Below are 22,746 nucleotides of genomic sequence, written 5' to 3' on the forward strand. Positions count from 1 at the left end.
CTTGTCAGCCAACCGTTCGACTGGTAATCGTGAGCAAGCCTAAAGACCTTTCGGGTGTCCGAACCGGGCGGTAGCGTGCCGGACATGGCTTCCTCTTCGGCTGGTGTGCACGGCATCAGCAACCGGTTCGTGACCGACTACGCGGCGTTGGACCCGATCGCGGCGACCCAGCTCGGTCTGCCCGGAGGTGAGGACCAGCTCACCGACTACTCGCCGGAAGGCCACGCGGCGCGGTACGAGCTGACCGTCAAGGCCGTCCGCGACATCGAGGCCACCGAGCCCGTCGACAAGTCCGAGAGCGACGCCAAGGCGGTCTTCCTCGAACGCAGCGAGGTCGCCACCGACCTGCACGAGGCGGGCCGGTCCGAGGGCGACCTCAACGTGCTCGCCAGCCCCGTGCAGAACCTGCGCGAGATCTTCGACCACATGCCGACCGACACCCCCGAGCAGTGGGCCGTCGTGGCCCGCCGCCTCGCCGCGATGCCCGCCGCGGTCGCGAACCTCCGCGCGGGCCTGACCTACGCCTCGGACAAGGGCAGGACCGCCGCGCTGCGCCAGGTCACCAAGGTCGCCGACCAGTGCGACACGTGGTCCGGCCGCCGCGGCGGCAAGTCCTTCTTCGCCGGACTGGTCGAGGGCGCGCAGGTGGACGACGCGCTGCGCGCCGACCTGGAACGGGGCGCGACGGCCGCGTCCGAGGCCTACGGCGACCTGGCCGCGTTCCTGCGCGACGACCTCGCCGCCAAGGCCCCGGAGAAGGACGCCGTCGGCGAAGAGGTCTACCGGCTCTCCTCGCGGTACTTCATCGGCTCCCGCCTCGACCTCGCCGAGGCCTACGAGTGGGGCTGGGAGGAGTTCACCCGCATCGAGACCGAGATGAAGCAGATCGTCGGCCGGATCAAGCCCGGCGCGACGCTCGCCGAAGCCGCGGCGGCGCTCGACGCCGACCCCCGCTACCTCGTGCACGGCCAGGCCGGGCTCCAGTCGTGGATGCAGCAGCTCTCCGACAAGGCCCTGATCGACCTGCGCGACGTGCACTTCGCGCTGCCGGACGAGCTGATGAAGCTGGAGTGCCGGATCGCCCCGCCCGGCGGCGGCGTCGGCGCGTACTACAGCAGCCCGACCCCGGACTTCTCCCGCCCCGGCCGCATGTGGTGGTCCGTGCCCGCCGACAAGGAGTCGTTCTCCACCTGGCGCGAGCTGACGACCGTCTACCACGAGGGTGTTCCCGGCCACCACCTCCAGGTCGCGACCGCCGTCTACCACGCCGACAAGCTCAACGACTACCAGCGCCTCTTCTGCTGGGTCTCCGGCCACGGCGAGGGCTGGGCCCTCTACGCCGAACGGCTGATGCGGGAACTCGGCTACCTCGACGACGACGGCAACCTGCTCGGCATGCTCGACGCCCACCTCTTCCGCGCGGCCCGCGTGATCGTGGACATCGGCATGCACCTGGAACTGGAGATCCCGAAGGGCACCGGCTTCCACGAGGGCGAGCGGTGGACCCCCGAGCTGGGCCTGGAGTTCATGCTCACCCGGACCATCACCGACGCCTCGCACGTCCACGACGAGATCGACCGCTACCTCGGCTGGCCGGGCCAGGCCCCGTCGTACAAGATCGGCGAACGCCTCTGGCTCGCCGCGCGCGACGACGCCCGCGCCCGCCACGGCGCCGCGTTCGACCTCAAGGAGTTCCACCAGAGCGCGCTGGAGATGGGCGCCATGGGGCTCGACACGCTCCGCGAACGGCTCGCCGAGCTCTGACGGGGGCAGGGGCTGCCCGGTGCGACCGGGCAGCCCCTCACGTCATCGGGAGTTCCCGCCCCAGCACCGCGAACGGCCTCGGGTCGCCGGTGAACTGGTAGTGCCGCAGCACGTCCTGGAAACCCACCCGCCGGTACAGCCGCCACGCGTTGCTCGGCCCCTCCGGCGTCGACAGCAGCACGTGCGTCGTCGGCACGCCGCCCAGCAGGTTCCGCAGCAGCGCCTCGCCGAGCCCGCGGCCCTGCGCGCGCGGCAGCACGTGCAGCTCGGTCAGCTCGAAGTAGTCGTCCATCCACTCGTCGACGGCCTGCGCGCCCGACACGGTCGTCAGCCCGCGGCGCACCTGCTCGTGCCACCACTGCCCGCTCGAACCGCGGTAGCCGTAGCCGATGCCGACCAGCTCGTCGCGGTCGTCCAGCGCGACGACGCACCGCCAGTCCTCGCGCAGCATGTGCGCGAGCCACATCGGCGCCCGCTGCTCCACCGTGCTCGGCGGGTAGTTCATCGCCGTGACGTACAGCTCCAGCGCCTCGTGCAGGCGGCCGTTCAGGTCCTGCGGCGAGAACTCCACCAGCCGCTCGGTGCGGGGGGACGGCGTGGCGGTCATCGCGCGACCCTCGCGGGGGTGCCGCCGGTCAGCTCGACCAGGTCGGCGAACGTCGTGGGGAACACCGCGTGCGGGTGCCCGCCCGCCGCCCAGACGACGGGGTACTGCTCCAGGTCCACGTCCACGAACGTCATGATCCTCGTCGGATGGCCGACCGGCGAGACCCCGCCGATGACCTGACCGGTGTGCTCGCGCACGAAGTCCGGGGTGGCGCGCTCGATCCGGTCGGCGCCCGCGAGCCCGGCCAGCAGGTCGGTGTCCGCGCGGTGCGCGCCGGACGTCAGCACCAGCAGGGGTGCGGGGACCTCCGCGCGGACCGCCGTGAACACCAGGCTGTTCGCGATGGCCCCGACGGGCACGCCGACCGCCTCGGCGGCCTGCGCGGCGGTGCGGACCGCGTCCGCGAGCACCCGGATGCCTTGTGCGGCCTCGTGGTGGCCCGCCTCGGTCAGTGCCGCGGCGACCTTCTGCATGCCCGGGTGGTCCAGTGCGCTCACGCGTCCAATCAGACCACGGATCACGATCGGGGTGTCGCTGGGTCCTGGGTTGAGGAATGTCGGTGACAGGCGCTACGCTGACCTGGATCGAACATGTGTTCGATCGTGATGCCCTGGTGGTGGGGCGGGGGAAGCGCCCCACCACCAGGAGCCGCCGTCTCCCCGCGGTGGTCGTCGAGTTCACCGACGCCGCGAGGAGGCCGCCGATGTCAGCTTCGATCGACTTCCCCAAGCCCAGCCGGATCCCCGTTCCGGTTCCCCTCCCCCCGACCGCGGCCGTCGGGCTCCTGCGGAACGCTCACGACGGCATCGCGGAAGCCGAGGCCGCGACCGACCCGGCCGAGCGCTTCGCCGTCGCGTACCTCGCCGCGCTGCGGGCGGGCGCCGCCGTGCTCGCCCTGCGCGGCAGGCCGCACCGCGGCCACGCCAAACCCACCAGCGTCTGGGTCCTGCTCGCGGGCATCGCCCCCGAACTGGCGGAGTGGGCCGCGTTCTTCGCGTCCGGGTCCGCGACCCGAGCCGCCGTCCAAGCGGGCATCACCCGCGTCGTCACCACTCGTTCCGCCGACGACCTGGTCCGCCAGGCCGCCCAGTTCGTCGCGCTGGTCGACCTGATCATGCACGAGGCGCGCACGTGACCAAGGCCCTGATCGACTACGGCAGGCTGCTCGACGTCCTCGCCGCCGAAGCGGAGGCGCTCGCCTCCTCCACCGAGGGGCAGCGCCCCGAACGCCAGGTCCCCGCCTGCCCCGGCCTGAACCTCGGCGAGACCGCGAGGCACGTCGGCAGCACCTACCGCATGACCCTGTCCTGGCTGCGCGACGGCCGCCAACCCGTGACGTGGCAGCAGAACCCCGCCCCCGGCGAGACGCTGGCCGACTTCGTCCGCGACGGCGTCGAACCGCTGCTGGACGAACTCGCGGCCCACGAGCAGGAGGACCCGTGCGGCACGTGGTGGCCGGAGGAGCCCAACTACGGCTTCTGGGCCCGCAGGCTGGCCCACGAGACGACCGTGCACCGGATGGACGTCCAGGCCGCCGCGATGACCCCGCTCGACCCGGTGGCCGACGACGTCGTCGCCGACGGCGTCGACGAGGTCCTGTCCCTCTGGTTCGTCCACCGGCTGGGCGTCATGGGCGTCCGCGGCACCAGGGACGGCGTCGTCGCCGTCCGCACCGCGGGCCGCGTCTGGCTCGCCCAGTCGGGCCCGACCGGCTCCACCTCGTGGCGCGCGACACCCGAGGAGGCCGAACCGGCCGACGCCGACGTCACCGGCGTCCCCCTCAACGTCTACCGCTGGCTGTGGGGCCGCATCTCCGACCGCGAGGTCGAGGTCAACGGCGACCACGACGCCATCGCCCAGCTCTGGGCCCTGCTGCGGCTGGCGACGAAGTGACCGCCGCTCACCGACCGTCCACGCCGACGAGATCGACTCCCGTCCTGCTGGGGGCCTCCGTTGGCGCGTGGTGACCTGACCCGTGCGCAATGGGCGGTGCTGGAACCGTTGCTGCCACCCGAACAGCGCGTGGGACGCCCCAGCCGGGACCGCCGCCAGGTCGTCAACGCGATCCGGTGGCGGGTGCGCACCGGGGCGCCGTGGCGCGACCTGCCCGAGCGCTACGGACCGTGGGAGACCGCCTACGGGCTCTTCCGGACGTGGCAGCGCGACGGCGTCTGGGCGTCGGTGCGGGCCAGGCTCCCGGCCGGTGCCGCGGACGTCATCACCTGGGACGTGACGACGGGCTCCACCGTCGTGCCCGTGGACACGTCCGACGGCCGGACGGCCACGGGCACCGACTAGGCGGGCGGCAGGCCCAGGTCCGCGACCTCGACCAACCCCCTGCCGTCGGGCGTCGCGGACTCCAGGCGGAACCGGGCCCGCCGCCCGTCCACCTCCAGCACGGCGATGGAGTTGCCGAAGTGCGGCCCGGTCAACCGGCTCCACTCCAACGGGTCCGCGGGCACGCCCGCGCGGTCGGCGAGCCTGCGCATCAGGCGGCCCATCGGCGGCCACCAGGACAGCCGGAACACCGGGCGGAAGAACTTCGGCGGGTCGTTGTGCACGGGGGAGCAGGTGAGCTGCACGATCGCGCTCTCCGTCGGCTCCGCGTAGTGGCCCTGCGCGGCGTAGCTGTGGTGCACGTCGCCGGACAGGACGCAAATGGTGCTGGGCGCGTTCTCGCCGCGCCCGATCCGGCCGAGGAACCGCGACAGCCGCTCGAACGAGTCGCGGAACGCGGGCCAGTGCTCCAGGTCGGCGATCTGGCGGACCTGCTCGGCGAACCGGCCGCGCCTGCCCGGTCTCGCGGCGGCGCGCTCGTTGATCGACTGGCCGTGGCTGATCGCGTACGGCATCAGCCACGGCAGCGACGAGCCGATGACCAGGTGGTCGTAGTCGCCCTCGGCGTTGCGCTCGATCCAGTCGAACTCCTCGTCGCTGACCATCCGCCGCGTGTCGCCCGCGAGGATCCGGCCGCACCGGGTGTCGATCACCAGCAGCCGCACCCGCCCGTAGTCGCGGCGGTAGCTCCACCACGTCGACTTCCGGCCGTCCAGCTCGGCGTCGGCCTGCTCGGCGAACTCCTCCAGCATCGGCTGCACGTCACCGCCCGCCGACACCACCTTCGCGTACAGCTCGTCGCGCGCCAGCTCGTCCGGCCCGAGGTTGCCCAGGTGCTGGTACACCCAGTACGACGCCAGGCCCGCCCGGATGCGCTCCGGCCACCACGAGGTCGCGGCCATCTGCTCGCGCCACGGCCGCGAGGTGTTCCAGTCGTCGCGGATGTCGTGGTCGTCGAAGATCATCGACGTCGGCACGGTCGACATCAGCCACCGGATCTCCGGGTCGCCCCACGACTCGTGGTAGAGCTGCGCGTACTCGCGGAAGCTCAGCACCTCGTCGACGGGATCCTTGCCACCGCGTCGTTTCCGCAGCCACTCCTTCGTCCGCGACGTCGGCTCGTCCGCGTACACCTGGTCGCCGAGCAGCAGCAGCGCGTCCGGCCACTCGTTCTGGGGCTGCTTCGCCATCCTCAGCGCGTAGGCGTCCAGCGCGTCCGGCCCGAGCGAGTCCTCCTCCGCGGGCTTCTGCGGCTTCGCGGCGCGGCACGAGCCGAACACGATGCGGTGCGTCAAGTCCTCATCGGACTTCGTGCTGATGCGGCACGGTGGGAACTCCGAGTCCGGCTCGGGCCACACCAGGTCGCCGTCCAGCCGCACGTCGTACTCCGTCGTGGTGCCGGGCTCCAAGCCCTCGATGCGCACCAGCGCGAAGTGCTGCGCCCCTACCTGGAACGTCCGGGCGCTGTGGCCCACGACTGCCACCTCGGTCGCGGTGTCGGTCTCCACCCACACCGTCGCCGACGTCGCGTTCACGTGCCGCAGCACCGGGCCGAGAACCAGCTTCGCCATGGGGCAGACGTTACCTTTGGCGGATGGCAACGAGGCTGAACAACGTCGTGGTCGACGCCGCGGACCCCGTCGCGCTGGGTCGGTTCTGGTCGGAGCTGCTGGGTACGCGCGTCGTGGGCGAGTACCCGGACGAAGTCGACGTCTTCGTCTCAGATGGTCTGGAGCTGGCGTTCGTGCCGGTTCCCGAGCCGAAGGTCACCAAGAACCGCCTGCACCTCGACCTGGCCAGCTCGTCGCCGGAGGAGCAGGCCGCGACCGTCGACCGGGCGAGAGCACTGGGCGCCCGCCCCGTCGACCTGGGACAGCGGGGCGTGCCGTGGGTGGTGCTCGCCGACGTCGAGGGCAACGAGTTCTGCGTGCTGGAACCACGCCCGGAGTACCGCGGGACCGGCCCGGTCGCCGCGATCGTCGTGGACGTCGCCGACACCGGCGTCGAAGCCGACTTCTGGGCCGAGGCGACCGGCCTGACGATCGTCAACCGCACAGCCGAGTTCGCGTCGCTGCGCCGCGAATCGGGCCCGTGGCTGGAATTCCTGCACAGCGACGACCCGAAACGCGCCAAGAACCGCGTCCACCTCGACGTCGCACCCGCGGTGCACGACGACCAGGCGGTCGAGGTCGCGCGCCTGGTCGCGCTGGGCGCCAAGGTGATCGACACCGGCCCCACGGACTGGACCCACGTCGTCCTGCTCGACCCGGAGGGCCAGGAATTCTGCGTCCTCTCACCCCGCTAGCCACGACTTCCGGCCGCACCGGGTAAGGCTTCCGGTCTCGCGGGCGCGGCCTCCGGCACCGCGGGTACGGCTTTCGGCGCCGCAGGCACGGCCTCTGGTCCTGCTGGCAGGGCGTCCGGCCTCGCCAGACACGGACCTCCAGCCCTGCGGACACGGCTTCCGGCCGCGGGTACGGCCCTGGACCCGCTGGCGTGGCTTCTGGTCTCGCGGGCGAGGCCTCCGGTGGAGCGGCTGTCGGCGATAGCTGAGCGACGCCGTCGCCTCCCGATTGGCGCCACCACGGGCGTAGAGGTTGCGTTTGCCGTGCCGGGCGGTGTTGTTCCGCCTTCGTTTGGTGCGGCAGCCGCCTGAGGAAGCCGCGGTCGCCGCCTGGGCAGCGTCCCGCCACCCCCCTTGTCACATCCCCTTGACCTGGAGGAGTTCGTCGGCGACAGTGCCGATATGCAATATATTGGTCGCCTGGACCGCTCGCTCTACCGCGACCGCGCGTTAACGGCGATCCGCGACGCCATCGTCGGCGGCGACCTGGCGCCGGGCACTCCGATCAAGGACGTCGACCTCGCCGAGGAACTGGGGTTGTCGCGTACGCCTGTTCGCGAGGCGCTCGCCAGGCTGACCGACGAAGGTCTGGTCGAGAGCAAGCCGCACAGCTACACCAGGGTCACCCCGCTGGACACCGCCGTCGTCCGGCACGCGCACGCCGTCGTGCAGGCGATGCACGCGCTCGCCGCCCGACTGGCCGTTCCGCTGATGACGCCCGCGGATCTGGACGCCATGCGGGCCGCCAACAGCCGCTTCGAAGAAGCCCTGGCGACCGGTGACGTGACGGCCGCGCTGGCCGCCGACGACGAGTTCCACGACGTCGCGGTCCGCCGCGCCGACAACTTCGCGGTCACGGCGACCATCGACCGCTACACGCCGCTGGTCCGCAGGCTCGAACGCCTGCGCTTCGCCACCCCTCCCGGCCGTCACTCCGTGGCGATGCACGCCGACGTCATCGCGGCCTGCGCCCTCCCGGACGCCGACCTGGCCGCCGAACGGGTGTCCCTGAACTGGGCGACCTTGACCGACCTGCTTGAGTCCGACGACTAGAGGAGACCCCCGGTGTTGCAGGACTTCCCCCGCTACCCGCTGCTGTTCGGCCCGTCACCCGTCCACCGCCTGGACCGCCTCACCGCCCACCTCGGTGGCGCCGAGGTGTGGGCCAAGCGCGAGGACTGCAACTCCGGTCTCGCCTACGGCGGCAACAAGACCCGCAAGCTCGAGTACCTGGTCGCCGACGCCGTGGCGACCGGCTGCGACACGCTCGTCTCGATCGGCGGCGTCCAGTCCAACCACACCCGCCAGGTGGCCGCGGCGGCCGCCCGCGCGGGTCTGAAGTGCGTGCTGGTGCAGGAGAGCTGGGTCGAGTGGACCGATCCCGGCTACGACCGGGTCGGCAACATCCAGCTCAGCCGCCTGATGGGCGCCGACGTGCGGCTCGTGGAGGCCGAGTTCGGCATCGGCGTCAAACCCGCGTGGGAACAGGCCATCCAGGACGTCCGCGATGCGGGCGGCACCCCGTACCCGATCCCGGCGGGCGGCTCCGACCACCGCCTCGGCGGCCTGGGGTTCGCCAACTGGGCCAAGGAGGTCGAGGCCCAGGAAGCCCAATTGGGCCTCTTCTTCGACACCGTCGTCGTCTGCTCCGTCACCGGCAGCACCCAGGCGGGCATGGTCGCGGGCTTCGCGGACAGCCCCACGCCCCGCCGGGTGCTGGGCATCGACGCCTCCGCGAAACCCGCCGAGACCCTGGACCAGGTCACCAGGATCGCCACCGCCACCGCGACCCTGCTGGAAGTCCCCCTCGACCCCGCCGACGTGCTGCTCGACGAACGCTTCCACGAAGGCGTCTACGGCGTGCCGGGGAAGTCCACACTGGACGCCATGCGCCTCGGCGCCTCGCTGGAAGGCATGATCACCGACCCGGTGTACGAGGGCAAGTCCTTGGCAGGCCTCGTCGAACTCGTGTCGACCGGCGAAATCCCCCGCGACTCGAAGGTCCTCTACGCCCACCTGGGCGGCCAACCCGCCCTGAACGCCTACAGCACCCTGTTCACCTGATCGACGCACGCGGCGCCGGGGCCGGGCGGGCTACAGGGCTCGGCCGACCACCGGGCCGACCTGGTGCGCGGTGATGTGGGCGACCGTGTCGGTGCTCATCTTGTGCCAGCCGGGACCGAGCCAGACGGTTTCCCGGCTGAACGTGTGGCTGAGGACGACCTGGTAGCGGAGGCCCTCGGGGACGTGGAACGCGTCGATGTCGATCTTGCCCCCGGCATCGCTGCTGCTCCTGGCCGGAATGGTGCGGATGGGCTCGGTCTCGCACGGAGCCCACTCGCACCACGAGAGCGCCACGTCCACGGGGAGTTCGAGGTCGTTGACGACGGTGCCGCACAGGCCGAACTCGCACTCACCCCAGTGGGCGACGCCCGTCTCGTCCGCGCGAGCCACCAGGACGCCGGACACGGCGAACGCGACGGTCACCGCCGCCGCCACCGCCCGTCCTCTGCCCATCGCCCCAGTGTCCCAGATCCACCGGCTTTCCCACTCACGCCCGCAGCCTCAACCCCTTCGGCGTCGCGCGGAAACCCGCCTCCTGGAGGACGCCCGCCAACCGGGTGCCCAGCGCGTTCTCGCCGTCGGTGCGCTGCACGGCGAGGTGGCCGAGCCACCCGTCGCGCACGGCCCGGCTCAACGACTGCGCGGCGGCCCGCAGGGTGCCCTCGTCCTCGGTGAACGACAGCAGCGACCGACCACCGCGCTCGACGTAGAGCACGGCCACCCCGTCGACCAGCACGGTCAGCGCCCCGGCCTTGCGGGCCGGGCGGTGCTTGCCGTCACCGACCGGCGCGGGCCAGTCCAGCGCCGCGCCGTACGGCTGGGCGGGGTCGGACGCGGCCAGCACCACGGCCTCCGGCGTGCCGAGGTGGTCCTGACCGGGCGGTCTCGACAGCGCCCGGAGACGGTCGACGGCACCGCGCGCGGCGAACTGGGCGGCGCCGAGGCCTTCGACGACGTACCCGCGCACGACCTGCCCGGACTCCTCCATCGCCCGCAGCACCTTGTACACACCGCTGAAACCGCCGGTCACCCGCTCGGTGTCGAGCGCGCCCCTGGTCAGCACGCCGTGCCGTTCCAGGAACGCCTCGGCTCTCGCGTGCGCCCGCCGGGTCGGGTCGGTCGCGGGCACCACCGCCAACGACCACCGGCCCCCGACCGTCGGCGGCCCGGTCCGGCTCGGCATGTCCGGCCGCCCGGCCCGCATCCGGGCGTACCGGCCGCGCGGAGCCGACCGTCTGGGTTTGTGCGCCGCGCTCTTGCCGGACACCAGCGACCGCAGCGGAGCGAGGGTGTCGTTGGTGACCAGCCCCGCCCACACCAGGTCCCACAGCGCGCCGACCACGTCGGAGTCCGTGGTCGGCCCCTGCAACGACACCCGGTCGACGAGCTGCCGGAAGAACAGCGCCCCACCCGCCAGCGCCTCGACCACCGCCAGGTGCAGCGGGGACTCCGGGGCCGACTCCGGCACCAGGTCCGGCAGCAGCAGGTCGGCCACGTCCGTCGGCGCCAGCGCGATCCAGCCGTCGCCGCCCGCCAGCGAACCGCAGCCGGTCCACGTCACCTCGCCCGACGCGGTCAGCTCGTCCAGCAGCGCGGGGGAGTAGCCGGGCAGCCGCGCGGGCAGCACCAGCGACTCCAGCGCGCTCGCGGGCAGCGGCGCGCCCGCCAACTGCTCCACGACCGACAGCACGTCGTCCACCGACGGGGCCGACCGCAGCCGTCGGCCGACACCGTGCCAACTCGGCAGGAACCGGCCCAGCGCGGCGGGCTCGACCGGCTCGACCTCGGCCCGCAGCCGGGCCAGCGAGGCCCGCCGCAGCCTGCGCAGCACCTCCGCGTCGCAGTACTCGGTGTGCGTGCCGCCGGGCCGGAGTTCACCGCGCACCAGCCGCCCGGTGCCGGACATGCGTTCCAGCACACCCGTCACCACCGCGATCCCGAGCCCGAACCGCGCCGCGGCGTCCAGCGCCGGGAACGGCCCGTGCGTGCGGGCGTACCGGCTCAGCAGGTCGCCGACCGGGTCGGCCACCGGCTCGGTGAACACCTCCGGCACCCCGACCGGCAGCGCCGCCCCCAACGCGTCCCGGTAGCGGCCCGCGTCCTCGATCGCGATCAGGCGCTCCTCGCCCGCGACCCTGATCCGCAACGCCCGCCGCTGCTCGACCAGCTCCGCGAACCACGACGGCTGGATCCCGCGCTCCAGCCCCTCGGCCTCGGAGAGGTCGCCGAGGAACCGCAGCAGGTCCGCCGCGTCCTCCGCGTGCCGCGCCCGCCGGTCCTCGGTGAGCCGTTGCAGGCTGCGCTCGACCTCCTCGACCACCTCCGGGTCCAGCAGCTCGCGGATCGCCTCCGACCCGAGCAGCTCCGCGAGCAGCGTCGAGTCCAGGGACAGGGCGGCGGCCCGCCGCTCGGCCAGCGGCGTGTCCGTCTCGTACAGGAACATGCCGACGTACCCGAACAGCAGGCTGCGGGCGAACGGCGACGGGGTCGGCGTCTCGACCTCCACCACCCGCACCCGCCGCGCCCGGACGTCGGTCATCAGCTCCCGCAGCCCCGGCACGTCGTAGACGTCCTGCAAGCACTCCCGCATGGCCTCCAGCACCACCGGGAAGCTCTCGTACTTCGACGCCACCGACAGCAGTTGCGCCGCCCGCTGCCGCTGCTGCCACAGCGGCGACCGCTTGCGGGGGTCGCGCCGGGGGAGCAGCAGCGACCGGGCCGCGCACTCCCGGAACCGGGCGGCGAACAGCGCCGACCCGCCCACCTCGGCCACGACGACCTGCTCGACCTCCTCCGGGTCCAGCAGCACGTCCTCCGCGCCCACCACCACGTCCGCGCCGTCGGAGTCGACCGCGTCGGGCAGCCGCACCACGATGCCGTCGTCCGAGTGGGCCGCCTGCACCTCGACGCCCCGCCGTTCCCGCAGCCTGGCCGCGATGGCCAGCGCCCACGGCGCGTTGACCTGCGCCCCGAACGGCGAGTGCACGACCAGCCGCCAGTCGCCCAGCTCGTCGCGGAACCGCTCGACCAGCAGCACCCGGTCGTTCGGCACGTGCCGGGTGGCCTCGCGCTGCTCGCCCAGGTACGCGGCGAGGTTGCTCGCCGCCCACGCGTCCAAGCCCGCGTCGGCGGCCCGCACCGCCGCGTCCGGACCGTCCGCCGTGGACATCTCCCGCAGGAACTTCCCCAGCGCCCGCCCCAGTTCCAACGGCCTGCCCGGCGCGTCGCCCTTCCAGAACGGCATCCGCGCGGGCTGCCCCGGCGCGGGCACCACGATCACCCGGTCGTGGGTGATGTCCTCCACCCGCCACGCGGAGGTGCCCAGCAGGAACGTGTCGCCCACCCGCGACTCGTAGACCATCTCCTCGTCCAGCTCGCCGACGCGCGACCCCGGCCCCCGGTCCGACGCCGGGGTCATCACCGCGAACATGCCCCGGTCCGGGATCGTGCCGCCCGACGTCACCGCCAGCCGCTGCGCTCCCGGCCTGCCGCGCAGCTCGCCGGTCACCCTGTCCCAGGTGATGCGCGGCCGCAGCTCCCCGAACTCCTCGCTCGGGTACCGGCCCGCCAGCATGTCCAGCACCGCGACCAGCGCCGACTCCGGCAGCGCCGCGAACGGCGCCGCCCGCCGCACCAGCCCCGCCAGCTCCTGCACCGTCCACGGCTCCAGCGCGACCATCGCCACGACGTGCTGCGCCAGCACGTCGAGCGGGTTGCGCGGGTACCGGACGGCCTCGATCGCCCCGTCCCGCATCCGCTCCGCCACGACCGCGCACGACACCAGGTCGCCGCGGAACTTCGGGAACATCACCCCGCGCGACACCGCCCCCACCTGGTGGCCCGCGCGGCCCACCCGCTGCATCCCGGACGCCACCGTTGGCGGCGCCTCCACCTGGACCACCAGGTCGACCGCGCCCATGTCGATGCCGAGCTCCAGCGACGACGTCGCCACCACGCACGGCAGCCGCCCGGACTTCAGCTCCTCCTCCACCACCGTCCGCTGCTCGCGCGCCATCGACCCGTGATGCGCGCGAGCGACCACCGGGGCCGTCTGGGTCGTGAGCCCGGACTGCCCGATCGCCTCGGCGGGGAACCGCTCCAGCTCGACCGCTTCCTCCGCCAGCTCGTTCAGCCTGGCCGTCAGCCGTTCGGCCAGCCTCCGCGAGTTCGCGAACACGATCGTCGACCGGTGCTCCCGCACCAGCTCCAGGATCCGCTGCTCCACGGCGGGCCAGATCGACGCCTTCTGCTCCGCGCCCGCGGCCGACCCCGTCACCTCCCCGGTCGGCTGCCCGAGGACCGACATGTCCTCCACGGGCACCTCGACCCGCACCTCGATCGTCTTCGCCGTCTTCGGCTGCACCACCCGCACGGGCCGCCCGCCCGCGAGGAACGACGAGACCTCCTCGACCGGCCGGACCGTCGCCGACAGCCCGATCCGCTGGGCGGGCTGCTCGAGCAGCGCGTCCAGCCGTTCGAGCGACAGCACCAGGTGCCCGCCGCGCTTGGTGCCCGCCACCGCGTGCACCTCGTCCAGGATCACCGTCCGCACCCCCCGCAACGACTCGCGCGCGGCGGACGTGAGCAGCAGGAACAGCGACTCGGGCGTGGTCACCAGCACGTCCGGCGGCGTCTTCATGAACGCCCGCCGCTCGTCCGCGGGCGTGTCACCGGTCCGCATTCCGACCGTGATCGACGGCTCCGCCTGCCCCAACCGGCGCGCGGCCTGCCGGATGCCCGCCAAGGGCGCCCGCAGGTTGCGCTCCACGTCGACCGCGAGGGCCTTCAGCGGGGAGATGTAGAGGACGCGGCACCGCGCCTTCGGGTCCTCCGGAGCCGGTGTCGACGCCAGCCGGTCGAGCGCCCACAGGAACGCCGACAGCGTCTTGCCCGACCCCGTCGGCGCGATGACCAGCGCGTGCTCGCCCGCGGCCGCGGCCTGCCACGCCCCCGCCTGCGCGTCCGTCGGCGCGGCGAAGGCACCCGTGAACCACTGCCGGGTGGCGGGGGAGAAAGCCTTCAACGCGTCCATACGGCCCATCATGAACCGCGGGTCCGACAATTTCCGGTTGGAGGGCACCTGACCTCGAACGACCCAATCCGGCCAACCCCTGGGCGCACCCCTCGACGGACGTGGCACCATCAGCCGGTCCGCCGACTAAGGGGAGAGCGTGCGCGTCCTGTCCGTTGACCTGGGAACTTCCAACACGGTGGCGGTGCTGTCGGCACACGGCCGCCCACCCAGGGTCGTCGAGGTGGACGGCGCGTCGGCGATGCCGTCGGCGATCTTCTGCGAAGAGGACGGCACCCTGGTCGTCGGCCGCGACGCCGAGCGGCGCGCGCGCCTGGACCCGTCGCGGTTCGAGCCGAACCCGAAGCGCCGGGTGGACGACGGCGTGCTGCGGCTCGGCGACTCCATGGTGGCTGTCTCGGACGCGCTGGCCGCCGTGCTCGGCCGCGTGCTGGAGGAGACCGAGCGGCAGCTCAACGGCGCCGCGCTGGACGAGGTCCGGCTGACCCACCCCGCGCAGTGGGGCCCGACGCGCCGCAACGTGCTGATGTCCGCCGCGCTGCTGGCCGGGGTGACCGCCGAGATCGTGCTGGTCCCCGAGCCGGTGGCCGCCGCGGCGCACTTCGCCGCCGTGCTGGACCGGAACTTCTCGGCCGGCCAGGCGCTGGCCGTGTACGACCTGGGTGCGGGCACGTTCGACGTGGCCATCGTCGGCGTCACCCGCAAGGGGTTCGAGGTGCTGGCCCACGACGGCGTGCCGGACCTCGGTGGCCTGGACGTCGACCAGGCGCTGCTCGAGCACATCGGCCGCCAGGTGTCGCACGGCGACCCCGGCCACTGGCAGCGGCTGATGCGGCCGGAGTCGACCGCGGACCGCCGCGTCCGCCGGACCCTGCTGGACGACGTCCGCTCGGCCAAGGAAGCGCTGTCGCGGCACCAGCAGACCGAGGTGCCGATGCCCGAGCCGTTCGCCGACGTGGTGGTGACCCGCTCCGACATGGAGGCGCTGGTCCGGCCGCGGCTGCTGCGCAGCGCCGAGCTGCTGGCGTCCACGATCCACTCGACCGGCATGGCCCCCGAGCAGCTCGCGGGCATCTACCTCGTCGGCGGGTCCAGCCGGATCCCGCTGGTCAGCACCATGATCGTCGAGCAGGTCCGGGTCGCGCCGACCAGCCTCGACCAGCCGGAGACGGCCGTCGCGCTCGGCGCGCACCACGTGCCGAAGGAGGGCATCACCCTGCGGGCGACCGACGAGCAGTCGGCCGTCGCGGTGGAGAGCTCCGAGGTGCCCACGGTCGTCACGGAGCCCGTCGACGACTTCCCCACCGAGAACATGCCCGCCACCGGCGGGTTCCCGGCGCAGAACCCCGTGCAGAGCGGGTCCTTCCCGGTCAACCCGGCGCTGAGCGGTCCCTTCCCGGTGAACCCGGCGGCCAGCGGCCCGTACCCGGTGAACCCCGCGATCAGCGGCGGCTACCCGGTGACCTCGCCGTACTCGGTGAACACCTCGTTCTCGGTCAACTCCCAGTACCCGTCGACCGGGCCGCAGCAGTTCAACTTCCCGAGCACCGTCGCCGCCTCCTCCTCGAAGAAGAAGCCGAACCGGACCGTCCTGCTCGCCGTGGGCGGCGCGGTCGTGCTGGTGCTGGCCGTCGTCGGCGGCGTCTTCGCGCTGAGCGGTCCGGACATCCCGAACGCGCAGGAGTGCAAGTCCGACACGGCGACCGACGACAAGGGCTTCACCAAGTGCCTGCGCCAGCTCGCGGGGGTCGTGCCGGACGGCGGCAAGTGCGAGACCGGCGGCTCGGCGGGCGTGTCCGGCGTCAACGCCATCAAGGGCACCGTCGTGAGCTGCGAACTGGCCGAGGACTACCAGGTGCAGTACGTGCTCACGGAGACGGTCACCGGCGCGCAGCAGGGCGCGGACGCCGTCGTCGGGTCGCTCAAGGCCGACGTGGTCGAGGCGCAGTGGGCGGGCAACGGCCTGGAGGGCAGGTACCGGTCGTCGGCGGACGGCGGCGTCGGGCTGCTCGCGTTCACCGCGACGGACCGGCCGCTGCTGGGCATCGTGAGCAAGACCGGCGGCGGGGAACTCACCGCCGACGAGGTCGCGAACTACTTCGAGAAGCACGTCCAGCCTGGTACGTGACCCGGACGGCCCTGGCAGGGGTCCGCGGGACCGTGTCACCATCGCGATCATGAAGACGGCCGCGCCCGCAGTCGAGCACCTCCAGCGCAGGGTGCTCCGCGTGCTCACGACCACCCAGGTCCTGGGGGCCGCGGGCGTCACCATCGGGCTCGCCTTCAGCACGCTGATCGCCGCCGCGCTGTCGGGTTCCGACGCGATCGGCGGTCTCGCGCAGACCAGCGCCGTCGTGGGCGCCGCCCTCCTCGCGCTCCCCGCGGCCCGGCTGGCGCAGCGCCGAGGTCGCCGTCCCGCGCTGGTGCTCGGCTACGGCGTCGGCGCGCTCGGCGCGCTGGTGGCCGCGCTCGCCGTCGTACTCGGCTGGTGGCAGCTCCTGCTGCCCGCGCTCATCCTGTTCGGTGGCGCGAGCAGCGCGAACCTCGCCGCCCGCTACGCGGCCACCGACCTCGCACATCCCCATCGACGTGCGCGTTCGGTGGGGATCGTGGTGTGGGCGGCGACCATCGGAGCCGTCGCCGGACCCAACCTCGCCGACCCCGCGGGCCGCCTGGCCGCGTCCTCCGGGCTCCCGGTCGGCGCAGGCCCGTTCCTGCTGGCCGCCGTCGTGTTCGGGGTCGCCGCGCTGGTCATCGGCGTCTTCCTCCGGCCGGACCCCCTCGTGGTCGTGCGCGACGCCGAACCCGCACCGGTCGCGCCCGGCCACTGCGCGGGCGGCCAGGCCCCGACGAGGGGCAGCGCCGCCGTGTGGCGGTCGCTGCGGTCCAGCGCGAAGCTCGCGCTGGTGGCCATCGCGCTGAGCCACACCGCGATGGTCGGCCTGATGTCGATGACCCCGGTGCACATGAACCACGCGGGCTCCTCGCTCCAGGTGGTCGGCGTCGTGATCAGCCTGCACGTCGCGTCGATGTACGGGGCCAGCCCGCTGTTCGGCTGGCTGGCCGACCGCCTCGGCCGGATCCCCGTCCTGGCCATCGGGGCCGCGCTGCTCGTCGCCGCGTCCGGCATCACCGGGATGGCGCCGTCGGAGAACGCCCCGCAGCTCGCCGCCGGGCTCACCGTCCTCGGGTTCGGCTGGTCCGCCGCGCTCGTGTCCGGGTCCGCGCTGCTCACGGAGTCCGTCGCGGTGCCGGACCGGCCCGCGGCCCAAGGCCTGTCCGACCTCTGCATGAACGTCGGCGGCGCGATCGGCGGCGTGACGGCGGGCCTGGTCGTCACCGCGTGGTCGTTCGCGGCGCTCGGCCTGATCGTCGGGTTCGTCGCGCTGCCCCTGCTGGCGGTCTGCGTCTACACGACGCTCCAGCGGACGGCGTGAGTCACTTCCGCCGGTTCCCCCACCAGAAGCGCAGGCCGATGACGATCGTGATCAGCAGCATGGCCACCACCGCGATCCGGCCGACGGGCGAGGACAGGCCACTGGGGTCTTGCTGGAGCAGCACCACGCCCTGAGGTTAGCCTGGACCCGATGCGCATCACGGTGTTCCGCAAGCTGATGGCCGACGAGTTCGGCTCCGTCCGCGGTGAGATGGTGGCCCACGACCACGTGCTGTCCGCGCTCGGCGGGCTGACACCTGATCAGGCACTGGAATCCGGACTACCCCCGAAAGAGATCTGGCTCGCGGTCTGCGACGCCTTCGACGTCCCCGAGCAGCGGAGATGAGCGAGCGTGTCGGGGCTGCGATCGAACACCTGTTCGGCTAAGCTCCCGGCACGACCGGGTGTCCGAACCGCTGCTCGCCCGGCCCTCGCAAAAATTGTCGGACCCTCCCCGTAGCGTCGGGCCCAACATGAAAAAGCGATCCGAGACAACCCGAGGTGGACACCAGATGGCTCCCGCAGCACCCGACAGGGACAAGGCCCTAGAGCTGGCCCTTGCCCAGATCGACAAGCAGTTCGGCAAGGGTTCGGTCATGCGTCTCGGCGAAGAGGGCCGCGCCCCGATCGCCGTCATCCCGACCGGCGCTATCGCGTTGGACGTGGCCCTCGGCATCGGCGGTCTGCCGCGCGGTCGCGTGGTCGAGATCTACGGTCCTGAGTCGTCCGGTAAGACGACGGTCGCGCTGCACGCGGTCGCGAACGCCCAGAAGCAGGGCGGCATCGCGGCGTTCATCGACGCGGAGCACGCACTCGACCCCGACTACGCGAAGAAGCTCGGCGTCGACACCGACGCGCTCCTGGTGTCCCAGCCCGACACCGGTGAGCAGGCGCTGGAGATCGCGGACATGCTGATCCGCTCCGGCGCGCTCGACATCCTGGTCATCGACTCGGTGGCGGCGCTCGTGCCCCGCGCCGAGATCGAGGGCGAGATGGGCGACAACCACGTCGGCCTCCAGGCCCGGTTGATGAGCCAGGCGCTCCGCAAGATCACCGGTGCGCTCAGCAACTCCGGCACCACGGCGATCTTCATCAACCAGCTCCGCGAGAAGATCGGCGTCATGTTCGGCACGCCGGAGACGACGACCGGTGGCAAGGCGCTGAAGTTCTACGCGTCGGTCCGCCTGGACGTGCGCCGCATCGAGACCCTGAAGGACGGAGGCGAGCCCGTCGGCAACCGCACCAGGGTCAAGGTCGTGAAGAACAAGGTGGCCCCGCCGTTCAAGCAGGCCGAGTTCGACATCCTCTACGGCAAGGGCATCAGCCGTGAGGGCTCGCTGATCGACATGGGCGTCGACCAGGGCATCCTGCGCAAGTCCGGTGCCTGGTACACCTACGAGGGCGACCAGTTGGGGCAGGGCAAGGAGAACGCCCGCAAGTTCCTGCTGGAGAACCCCGACGTCGCCAATGAGGTCGAGAAGCGCATCAAGGACAAGCTCGGCATCGGGGCGAAGCTCGACGAGGACGTCACCGTGGCGGCGCCCACGCCGGTCGACTTCTGAGCAGCACCATGACGTTCCACGGTGGCAGGGGTCGGGGTCGTCGGCGGCCCGGATTCGGTTCGGACGACGACGAACCCGACCTCCCGCCGCCGGATCCCGTCGAGGAGCAGAAGCGGGCCAAGGAGATCTGCTTCACGCAACTCGCCGCACAGCCGCGCACTCGTCTCGAACTGAAGAACGCGATGCTGCGCAAGGGGATCGCCGAGGAACTCGCCGAGTTGGTGCTCGGCAAGTTCGACAAGGCGGGCCTGATCGACGACGCGGCGTTCGCGGAGATCTGGGTCCGGTCCCGGCACACCTACAACGGGCTCGGTCGCCGCGCGCTGGCGATGGAGTTGAAGCGCAAGGGTGTCGCGGACGAGTTGGTCACCGAGGCCGTGGCGGCGGTGGACGACGAGGCCGAACAGGACCGTGCCCGTGAACTGGTGCGGAAGAAGCTGCGCGGGATGAGCGGTGTCGACGAGACGGCGAAGATCCGTCGGCTCGTGGGTGCGTTGGCGCGGAAGGGTTATTCGGGCGGTATGGCCTACCAGGTGGTGCGCGAGGAACTGCGTGCCGAGGGTGCGGACGCCGCTCTGCTGGACGAGGCCCTGCCGGACTGAGGTGCTTTCGTCCGCGGGCCATCGGGTCGTGCGGTGGCACACGGCAGGTCGCCCGGAGCCTCGCCCTGCCCGCGTTGTGGGTGGACGTGGGCCGTTCCGGCCGCGGGCGCATATTCGCTGGCCGGGACCGGTGTCGGTGCGTACAAAGACGTCATGCTCCTCAAGTACCCCCGAACCCGGCACCTCGAGGGGTCGCGCCTCCAGCCGGGGGACGAAGACCTGGACTCGGTGGCGTTCGCCGCGATCCGGGGGCGGCACGTGGTGGTCGAGGAGAAGCTCGACGGGGCGAACGCGGGGGTCGGGTTCGACCCGGACGGGACCCTGAGGTTGCAGAGCCGGGGGCACTACCTGGTCGGTGGGCCTCGGGAGCGGCAGTTCGCGCGGTTCAAGGCGTGGGCGGCGCAGGTGCGCCCGGAACTGTGGGACCGCCTCGGCTCCCGGTACGTCATGTACGGGGAGTGGCTCTTCGCGAAGCACACGGTGTTCTACGACGCGCTGCCGCACTACTTCTGCGAGTTCGACGTGTACGACCGGGAGAGCGGCAGGTTCCTGTCGACGCCCGCGCGGGCGGAACTGCTCGCCGGTGCGCCGGTGGTGTCCGTGCCGGTGCTGCACTCCGGGGTGATCGAGGACCTCGTGGCGGTGACGGCGTTCCTGGGGACGTCGACCTGCCGCACGCCGAGGTGGCGTGCCGTGCTGCGCGAGGCCGCGGGCGCCGCGGGGCTGGACCCGGACCAGGTGGTCGTGGAGACGGACTCGGACGACCTCATGGAAGGCCTGTACCTCAAGGTCGAGGTCGGTGACGAGACCGTCGACCGGTACAAGTGGGTGCGGCCCAGCTTCCTGACCGCGGTCCTGGATTCGGGCAGCCACTGGGCTTCCCGGCCGATCCTGCCGAACCGGCTGGCCGGGGGCTCTCGTGCGGATCTTTGACGAGCTGTGCCCGCGCGGTCCGGAGTGGACGGTGCGGTGGTCGGAGGTCGAAGCCGCGTTCGAGTGGGTTCGGCGGATGCGCGGTGTCGTGCAGGACCCGGTGCACCACGCGGAAGGCGACGTGGCGACGCACACGCGGATGGCGTGCGAGGCGCTGGTGTCGCTGCCGGAGTGGCGGGCGAGGCCTGAGCCCGAGCGGACGCGGCTGTTCGCGACCGTGCTGCTGCACGACTGCGCGAAGCCGTTCCGGACGCAGGTCGACGAGCACGGGCGGGTCACCGCGCACGGCCACTCGCGGCACGGCGACCTGCTGGCGCGGCGGATCCTGTGGGAACTGGGGGCGCCGCGGCCGTGGCGCGAGCACGTCGCCGCGCTGGTGAACCACCACCAGGTGCCGTTCTGGGCGTTGGAGCGGCCGGACCTGACGCGCATCGCGTACCGGGTGAGCCTGGTGGCGCGCAACGACGACCTGGCGATCCTGGCGACCGCGGACATCCTGGGACGGGTGTGCGGGGACGCGGCGGGCGTGCTGGACAACATCGAGCTGTTCCGGGAGTACTGCCGCGAACTGGATTGCCTGGACAAGCCGAAGGGGTTCGCGTCGGAGCACGCGCGGTTCCAGTACTTCCGCACGCCGGGGCGTGATCCGGAGTACGCCGCGTTCGACGACACGAGGATGGACGTGACCGTCCTGTCCGGACTGCCGGGCGTCGGCAAGGACCACTGGGCCGCCACCCACCGGGCGGGGTGGCCGGTGGTGAGCCTGGACGTGCTGCGGGACCGGATGGGCGTCAAGCCGGGTGGTGATCAACGGGCCGTCGTCGCGGCGGCGTTCGAGCAGGCACGGGTGCACCTGCGGGCGGGGGAGCGGTTCGTCTGGAACGCGACCAACGTGTCGCGCCAGGTGCGCGAGCGCTGCGTCGGGCTGGCGGCCGACTACCGCGCGCGGGTCACGCTCGTGAGCCTCGAAGCGGCCCCGTCGATCGTGCGGGCCCGCAACCGGGCGAGGGCCGAACCCGTGCCGGAAGCCGTGGTGGACCGGCTGATCGGCAAGTGGGAGACACCGGACCCGACCGAGGCGCACCACGTGGAGTGGGTCGACACCGGCCGTTAGCGCGGGCGGGTGGGAACCGCCCGGTGGCCGTCGGTACCGCACTAGAGTGCCGTCGTGGGCGCGAAACACGTGGTGTGGGACTGGAACGGGACCCTGCTGGCGGACAACGTCGCCGTGATGGCGTCGGTGAACAGGGTGATCCGCGACTTCTACCCGGCTCAGGCTGGGGTGGAGTGCCTGTGCGTCACCTGCGGGCCGCCCTCGAACGGGCCGTCGGCCGTGGACGTCGTCTGCGCCGGGTTCGGGCGCGAGCCGATCACGCTGGACCAGTGGCGCTCGGTGTTCAGCCGCCCGCTCCTCGACTGCTACCAGCGCCTGCTCGGACAGCCGCTGGACGCGGCGGGGTGGACGCGCGTCGACACGGTCTACCACGACCACTACCGCGGTCTCCTGCCGCTCTGCCGCCTCGCCGACGGGGCACCCGAGCACCTGCGGGCGTGGGGCGAGCGCGGCCTCACCCAGTCGCTGCTGTCGATGTGGTACCACGACGAGCTGGTCGTGCTGGTCGACCAGTACGGGCTGACGGAGCTGTTCAGCCGGGTCGACGGCCTGCGCGAGGACGCCCAGGGCGGGTCGAAGGCGGCGCACCTCGCGGCGCACCTGACCGCGCTGGACCTCGACCCGGCCGACGTCGTGCTCATCGGTGACGTCGTCGACGACGCCGAGGCCGCCGCGCACGTCGGCGCGTCGAGCGTCCTCGTCACGACCGGCGTCATGAGCCGCGCCAAGCTGGAGGCCACCGGGGCGCCGGTCGCCGACTCGATCTCCGAGGCACTGGCGCTGCTGGACTAGGACCGCCCTGTCGGGACACTCAGCGCCGTCACGATGGCCAGCGGGGCGCCCACCTCGCGCCGCGGCGGGCGCGGTCGGACGTCGAAGATCGTCATCGCCGCGAGGACGTTCTCCGGTCGTGCCCGGCGAGGACGGCCCCGGTCTCGCGAGAACACCGCA

General features: G+C 72.5%; 21 protein-coding genes. 15 read left to right on the forward strand and 6 right to left on the reverse strand.

Annotation, left to right across the window (positions count from 1 at the left end; genetic code table 11):
* Positions 1-84 precede the first annotated feature (84 nt).
* Complete coding sequence (locus tag NZH93_RS06730; RefSeq protein ID WP_259622031.1) at positions 85-1,764, forward strand: DUF885 domain-containing protein; 1,680 nt, start codon at positions 85-87, stop codon at positions 1,762-1,764.
* Between the two features lie 37 nt (positions 1,765-1,801).
* Here NZH93_RS06730 and NZH93_RS06735 read toward each other — a convergent pair whose 3' ends face one another.
* Both NZH93_RS06735 and NZH93_RS06740 read right to left on the reverse strand, forming a co-directional pair.
* Positions 1,802-2,371: a GNAT family N-acetyltransferase gene (locus NZH93_RS06735; RefSeq protein ID WP_259622032.1), complete on the reverse strand. Its 570-nt coding sequence runs from the start codon at positions 2,369-2,371 to the stop codon at positions 1,802-1,804.
* Complete coding sequence (locus NZH93_RS06740; protein ID WP_259622033.1) at positions 2,368-2,868, reverse strand: YbaK/EbsC family protein; 501 nt, start codon at positions 2,866-2,868, stop codon at positions 2,368-2,370. Before NZH93_RS06740 ends, NZH93_RS06735 begins: the two co-directional genes overlap by 4 nt.
* A 206-nt stretch (positions 2,869-3,074) precedes the next feature.
* On the opposite strand from NZH93_RS06740, the gene NZH93_RS06745 reads away from it, so the two are divergent.
* Genes NZH93_RS06745 through NZH93_RS51175 form a run of 3 tightly spaced genes read left to right on the forward strand, consistent with a single transcriptional unit; the run spans position 3,075 to position 4,669 of the window.
* Positions 3,075-3,506 carry an SAV_6107 family HEPN domain-containing protein gene (locus tag NZH93_RS06745; protein WP_259622034.1) on the forward strand — a complete coding sequence of 144 codons (432 nt, stop codon included), beginning with the start codon at positions 3,075-3,077 and terminating at the stop codon, positions 3,504-3,506.
* The gene (locus NZH93_RS06750) at positions 3,503-4,264 is read left to right on the forward strand and encodes a maleylpyruvate isomerase N-terminal domain-containing protein (protein ID WP_259622035.1); all 762 of its coding nucleotides are present in this window, start codon (positions 3,503-3,505) and stop codon (positions 4,262-4,264) included. Before NZH93_RS06745 ends, NZH93_RS06750 begins: the two co-directional genes overlap by 4 nt.
* 60 nt (positions 4,265-4,324) lie before the next feature.
* Entirely contained in the window at positions 4,325-4,669 is a 345-nt protein-coding gene (locus NZH93_RS51175) for a transposase (protein ID WP_372506579.1), read from the forward strand.
* Here NZH93_RS51175 and NZH93_RS06760 read toward each other — a convergent pair.
* Positions 4,666-6,279: an alkaline phosphatase D family protein gene (locus tag NZH93_RS06760; protein WP_259622036.1), complete on the reverse strand. Its 1,614-nt coding sequence runs from the start codon at positions 6,277-6,279 to the stop codon at positions 4,666-4,668. The genes NZH93_RS51175 and NZH93_RS06760 overlap by 4 nt on opposite strands.
* A gap of 23 nt (positions 6,280-6,302) precedes the next feature.
* On the opposite strand from NZH93_RS06760, the gene NZH93_RS06765 reads away from it, so the two are divergent.
* From NZH93_RS06765 to NZH93_RS06775, 3 genes are all read left to right on the forward strand, one after another.
* Positions 6,303-7,013, forward strand: coding sequence for a VOC family protein (locus tag NZH93_RS06765; protein WP_259622037.1), 711 nt, complete (start codon positions 6,303-6,305; stop codon positions 7,011-7,013).
* 441 nt (positions 7,014-7,454) lie between these two features.
* The gene (locus NZH93_RS06770) at positions 7,455-8,105 is read left to right on the forward strand and encodes a GntR family transcriptional regulator (protein ID WP_259622178.1); all 651 of its coding nucleotides are present in this window, start codon (positions 7,455-7,457) and stop codon (positions 8,103-8,105) included.
* Between the two features lie 12 nt (positions 8,106-8,117).
* Positions 8,118-9,116 carry a 1-aminocyclopropane-1-carboxylate deaminase gene (locus tag NZH93_RS06775; RefSeq protein ID WP_259622038.1) on the forward strand — a complete coding sequence of 333 codons (999 nt, stop codon included), beginning with the start codon at positions 8,118-8,120 and terminating at the stop codon, positions 9,114-9,116.
* Positions 9,117-9,146: 30 nt separating this feature from the next.
* Here NZH93_RS06775 and NZH93_RS06780 read toward each other — a convergent pair whose 3' ends face one another.
* Together NZH93_RS06780 and NZH93_RS06785 are read right to left on the reverse strand one after the other, a co-directional pair.
* The gene (locus tag NZH93_RS06780) at positions 9,147-9,569 is read right to left on the reverse strand and encodes a hypothetical protein (protein ID WP_259622039.1); all 423 of its coding nucleotides are present in this window, start codon (positions 9,567-9,569) and stop codon (positions 9,147-9,149) included.
* 34 nt (positions 9,570-9,603) lie between these two features.
* A complete protein-coding gene (locus NZH93_RS06785) occupies positions 9,604-14,148 on the reverse strand; it encodes an ATP-dependent helicase (RefSeq protein ID WP_259622040.1) in 4,545 nt (1,514 codons plus the stop codon).
* Between the two features lie 139 nt (positions 14,149-14,287).
* Between NZH93_RS06785 and NZH93_RS06790 the strand changes: the two genes are divergently transcribed.
* Together NZH93_RS06790 and NZH93_RS06795 are read left to right on the forward strand one after the other, a co-directional pair.
* Positions 14,288-16,276 (forward strand): Hsp70 family protein, encoded by a 1,989-nt coding sequence (locus NZH93_RS06790; RefSeq protein WP_259622041.1) that lies wholly within the window; start codon positions 14,288-14,290, stop codon positions 16,274-16,276.
* A 49-nt stretch (positions 16,277-16,325) separates the two neighbouring features.
* Positions 16,326-17,585, forward strand: a complete 1,260-nt coding sequence (locus NZH93_RS06795) for an MFS transporter (RefSeq protein ID WP_259622042.1) — start codon at positions 16,326-16,328, stop codon at positions 17,583-17,585.
* 1 nt (position 17,586) lies between these two features.
* On the opposite strand, the gene NZH93_RS06800 is transcribed toward NZH93_RS06795, so the two are convergent.
* Positions 17,587-17,712, reverse strand: coding sequence for a hypothetical protein (locus NZH93_RS06800; RefSeq protein WP_259622043.1), 126 nt, complete (start codon positions 17,710-17,712; stop codon positions 17,587-17,589).
* A 23-nt stretch (positions 17,713-17,735) separates the two neighbouring features.
* Between NZH93_RS06800 and NZH93_RS06805 the strand changes: the two genes are divergently transcribed.
* The 6 genes from NZH93_RS06805 to NZH93_RS06830 all read left to right on the forward strand — a co-directional run bounded on the left by NZH93_RS06805 (position 17,736) and on the right by NZH93_RS06830 (position 22,587).
* The gene (locus NZH93_RS06805) at positions 17,736-17,930 is read left to right on the forward strand and encodes a DUF3046 domain-containing protein (RefSeq protein ID WP_259622044.1); all 195 of its coding nucleotides are present in this window, start codon (positions 17,736-17,738) and stop codon (positions 17,928-17,930) included.
* A 166-nt stretch (positions 17,931-18,096) separates the two neighbouring features.
* Positions 18,097-19,146: a recombinase RecA gene (recA, locus tag NZH93_RS06810; protein ID WP_259622045.1), complete on the forward strand. Its 1,050-nt coding sequence runs from the start codon at positions 18,097-18,099 to the stop codon at positions 19,144-19,146.
* An 8-nt stretch (positions 19,147-19,154) separates the two neighbouring features.
* Positions 19,155-19,748, forward strand: coding sequence for a regulatory protein RecX (locus tag NZH93_RS06815; RefSeq protein ID WP_259622046.1), 594 nt, complete (start codon positions 19,155-19,157; stop codon positions 19,746-19,748).
* 153 nt (positions 19,749-19,901) lie between these two features.
* Positions 19,902-20,681, forward strand: a complete 780-nt coding sequence (locus tag NZH93_RS06820; protein WP_259622047.1) for an RNA ligase family protein — start codon at positions 19,902-19,904, stop codon at positions 20,679-20,681.
* The gene (locus NZH93_RS06825; protein ID WP_259622048.1) at positions 20,668-21,795 is read left to right on the forward strand and encodes an AAA family ATPase; all 1,128 of its coding nucleotides are present in this window, start codon (positions 20,668-20,670) and stop codon (positions 21,793-21,795) included. Before NZH93_RS06820 ends, NZH93_RS06825 begins: the two co-directional genes overlap by 14 nt.
* Before the next feature lie 54 nt (positions 21,796-21,849).
* Positions 21,850-22,587, forward strand: a complete 738-nt coding sequence (locus NZH93_RS06830) for an HAD family hydrolase (protein ID WP_259622049.1) — start codon at positions 21,850-21,852, stop codon at positions 22,585-22,587.
* Positions 22,588-22,746 lie beyond the last annotated feature (159 nt).

This window comes from Umezawaea endophytica (assembly GCF_025061645.1).
Taxonomy (GTDB): domain Bacteria; phylum Actinomycetota; class Actinomycetes; order Mycobacteriales; family Pseudonocardiaceae; genus Umezawaea; species Umezawaea endophytica.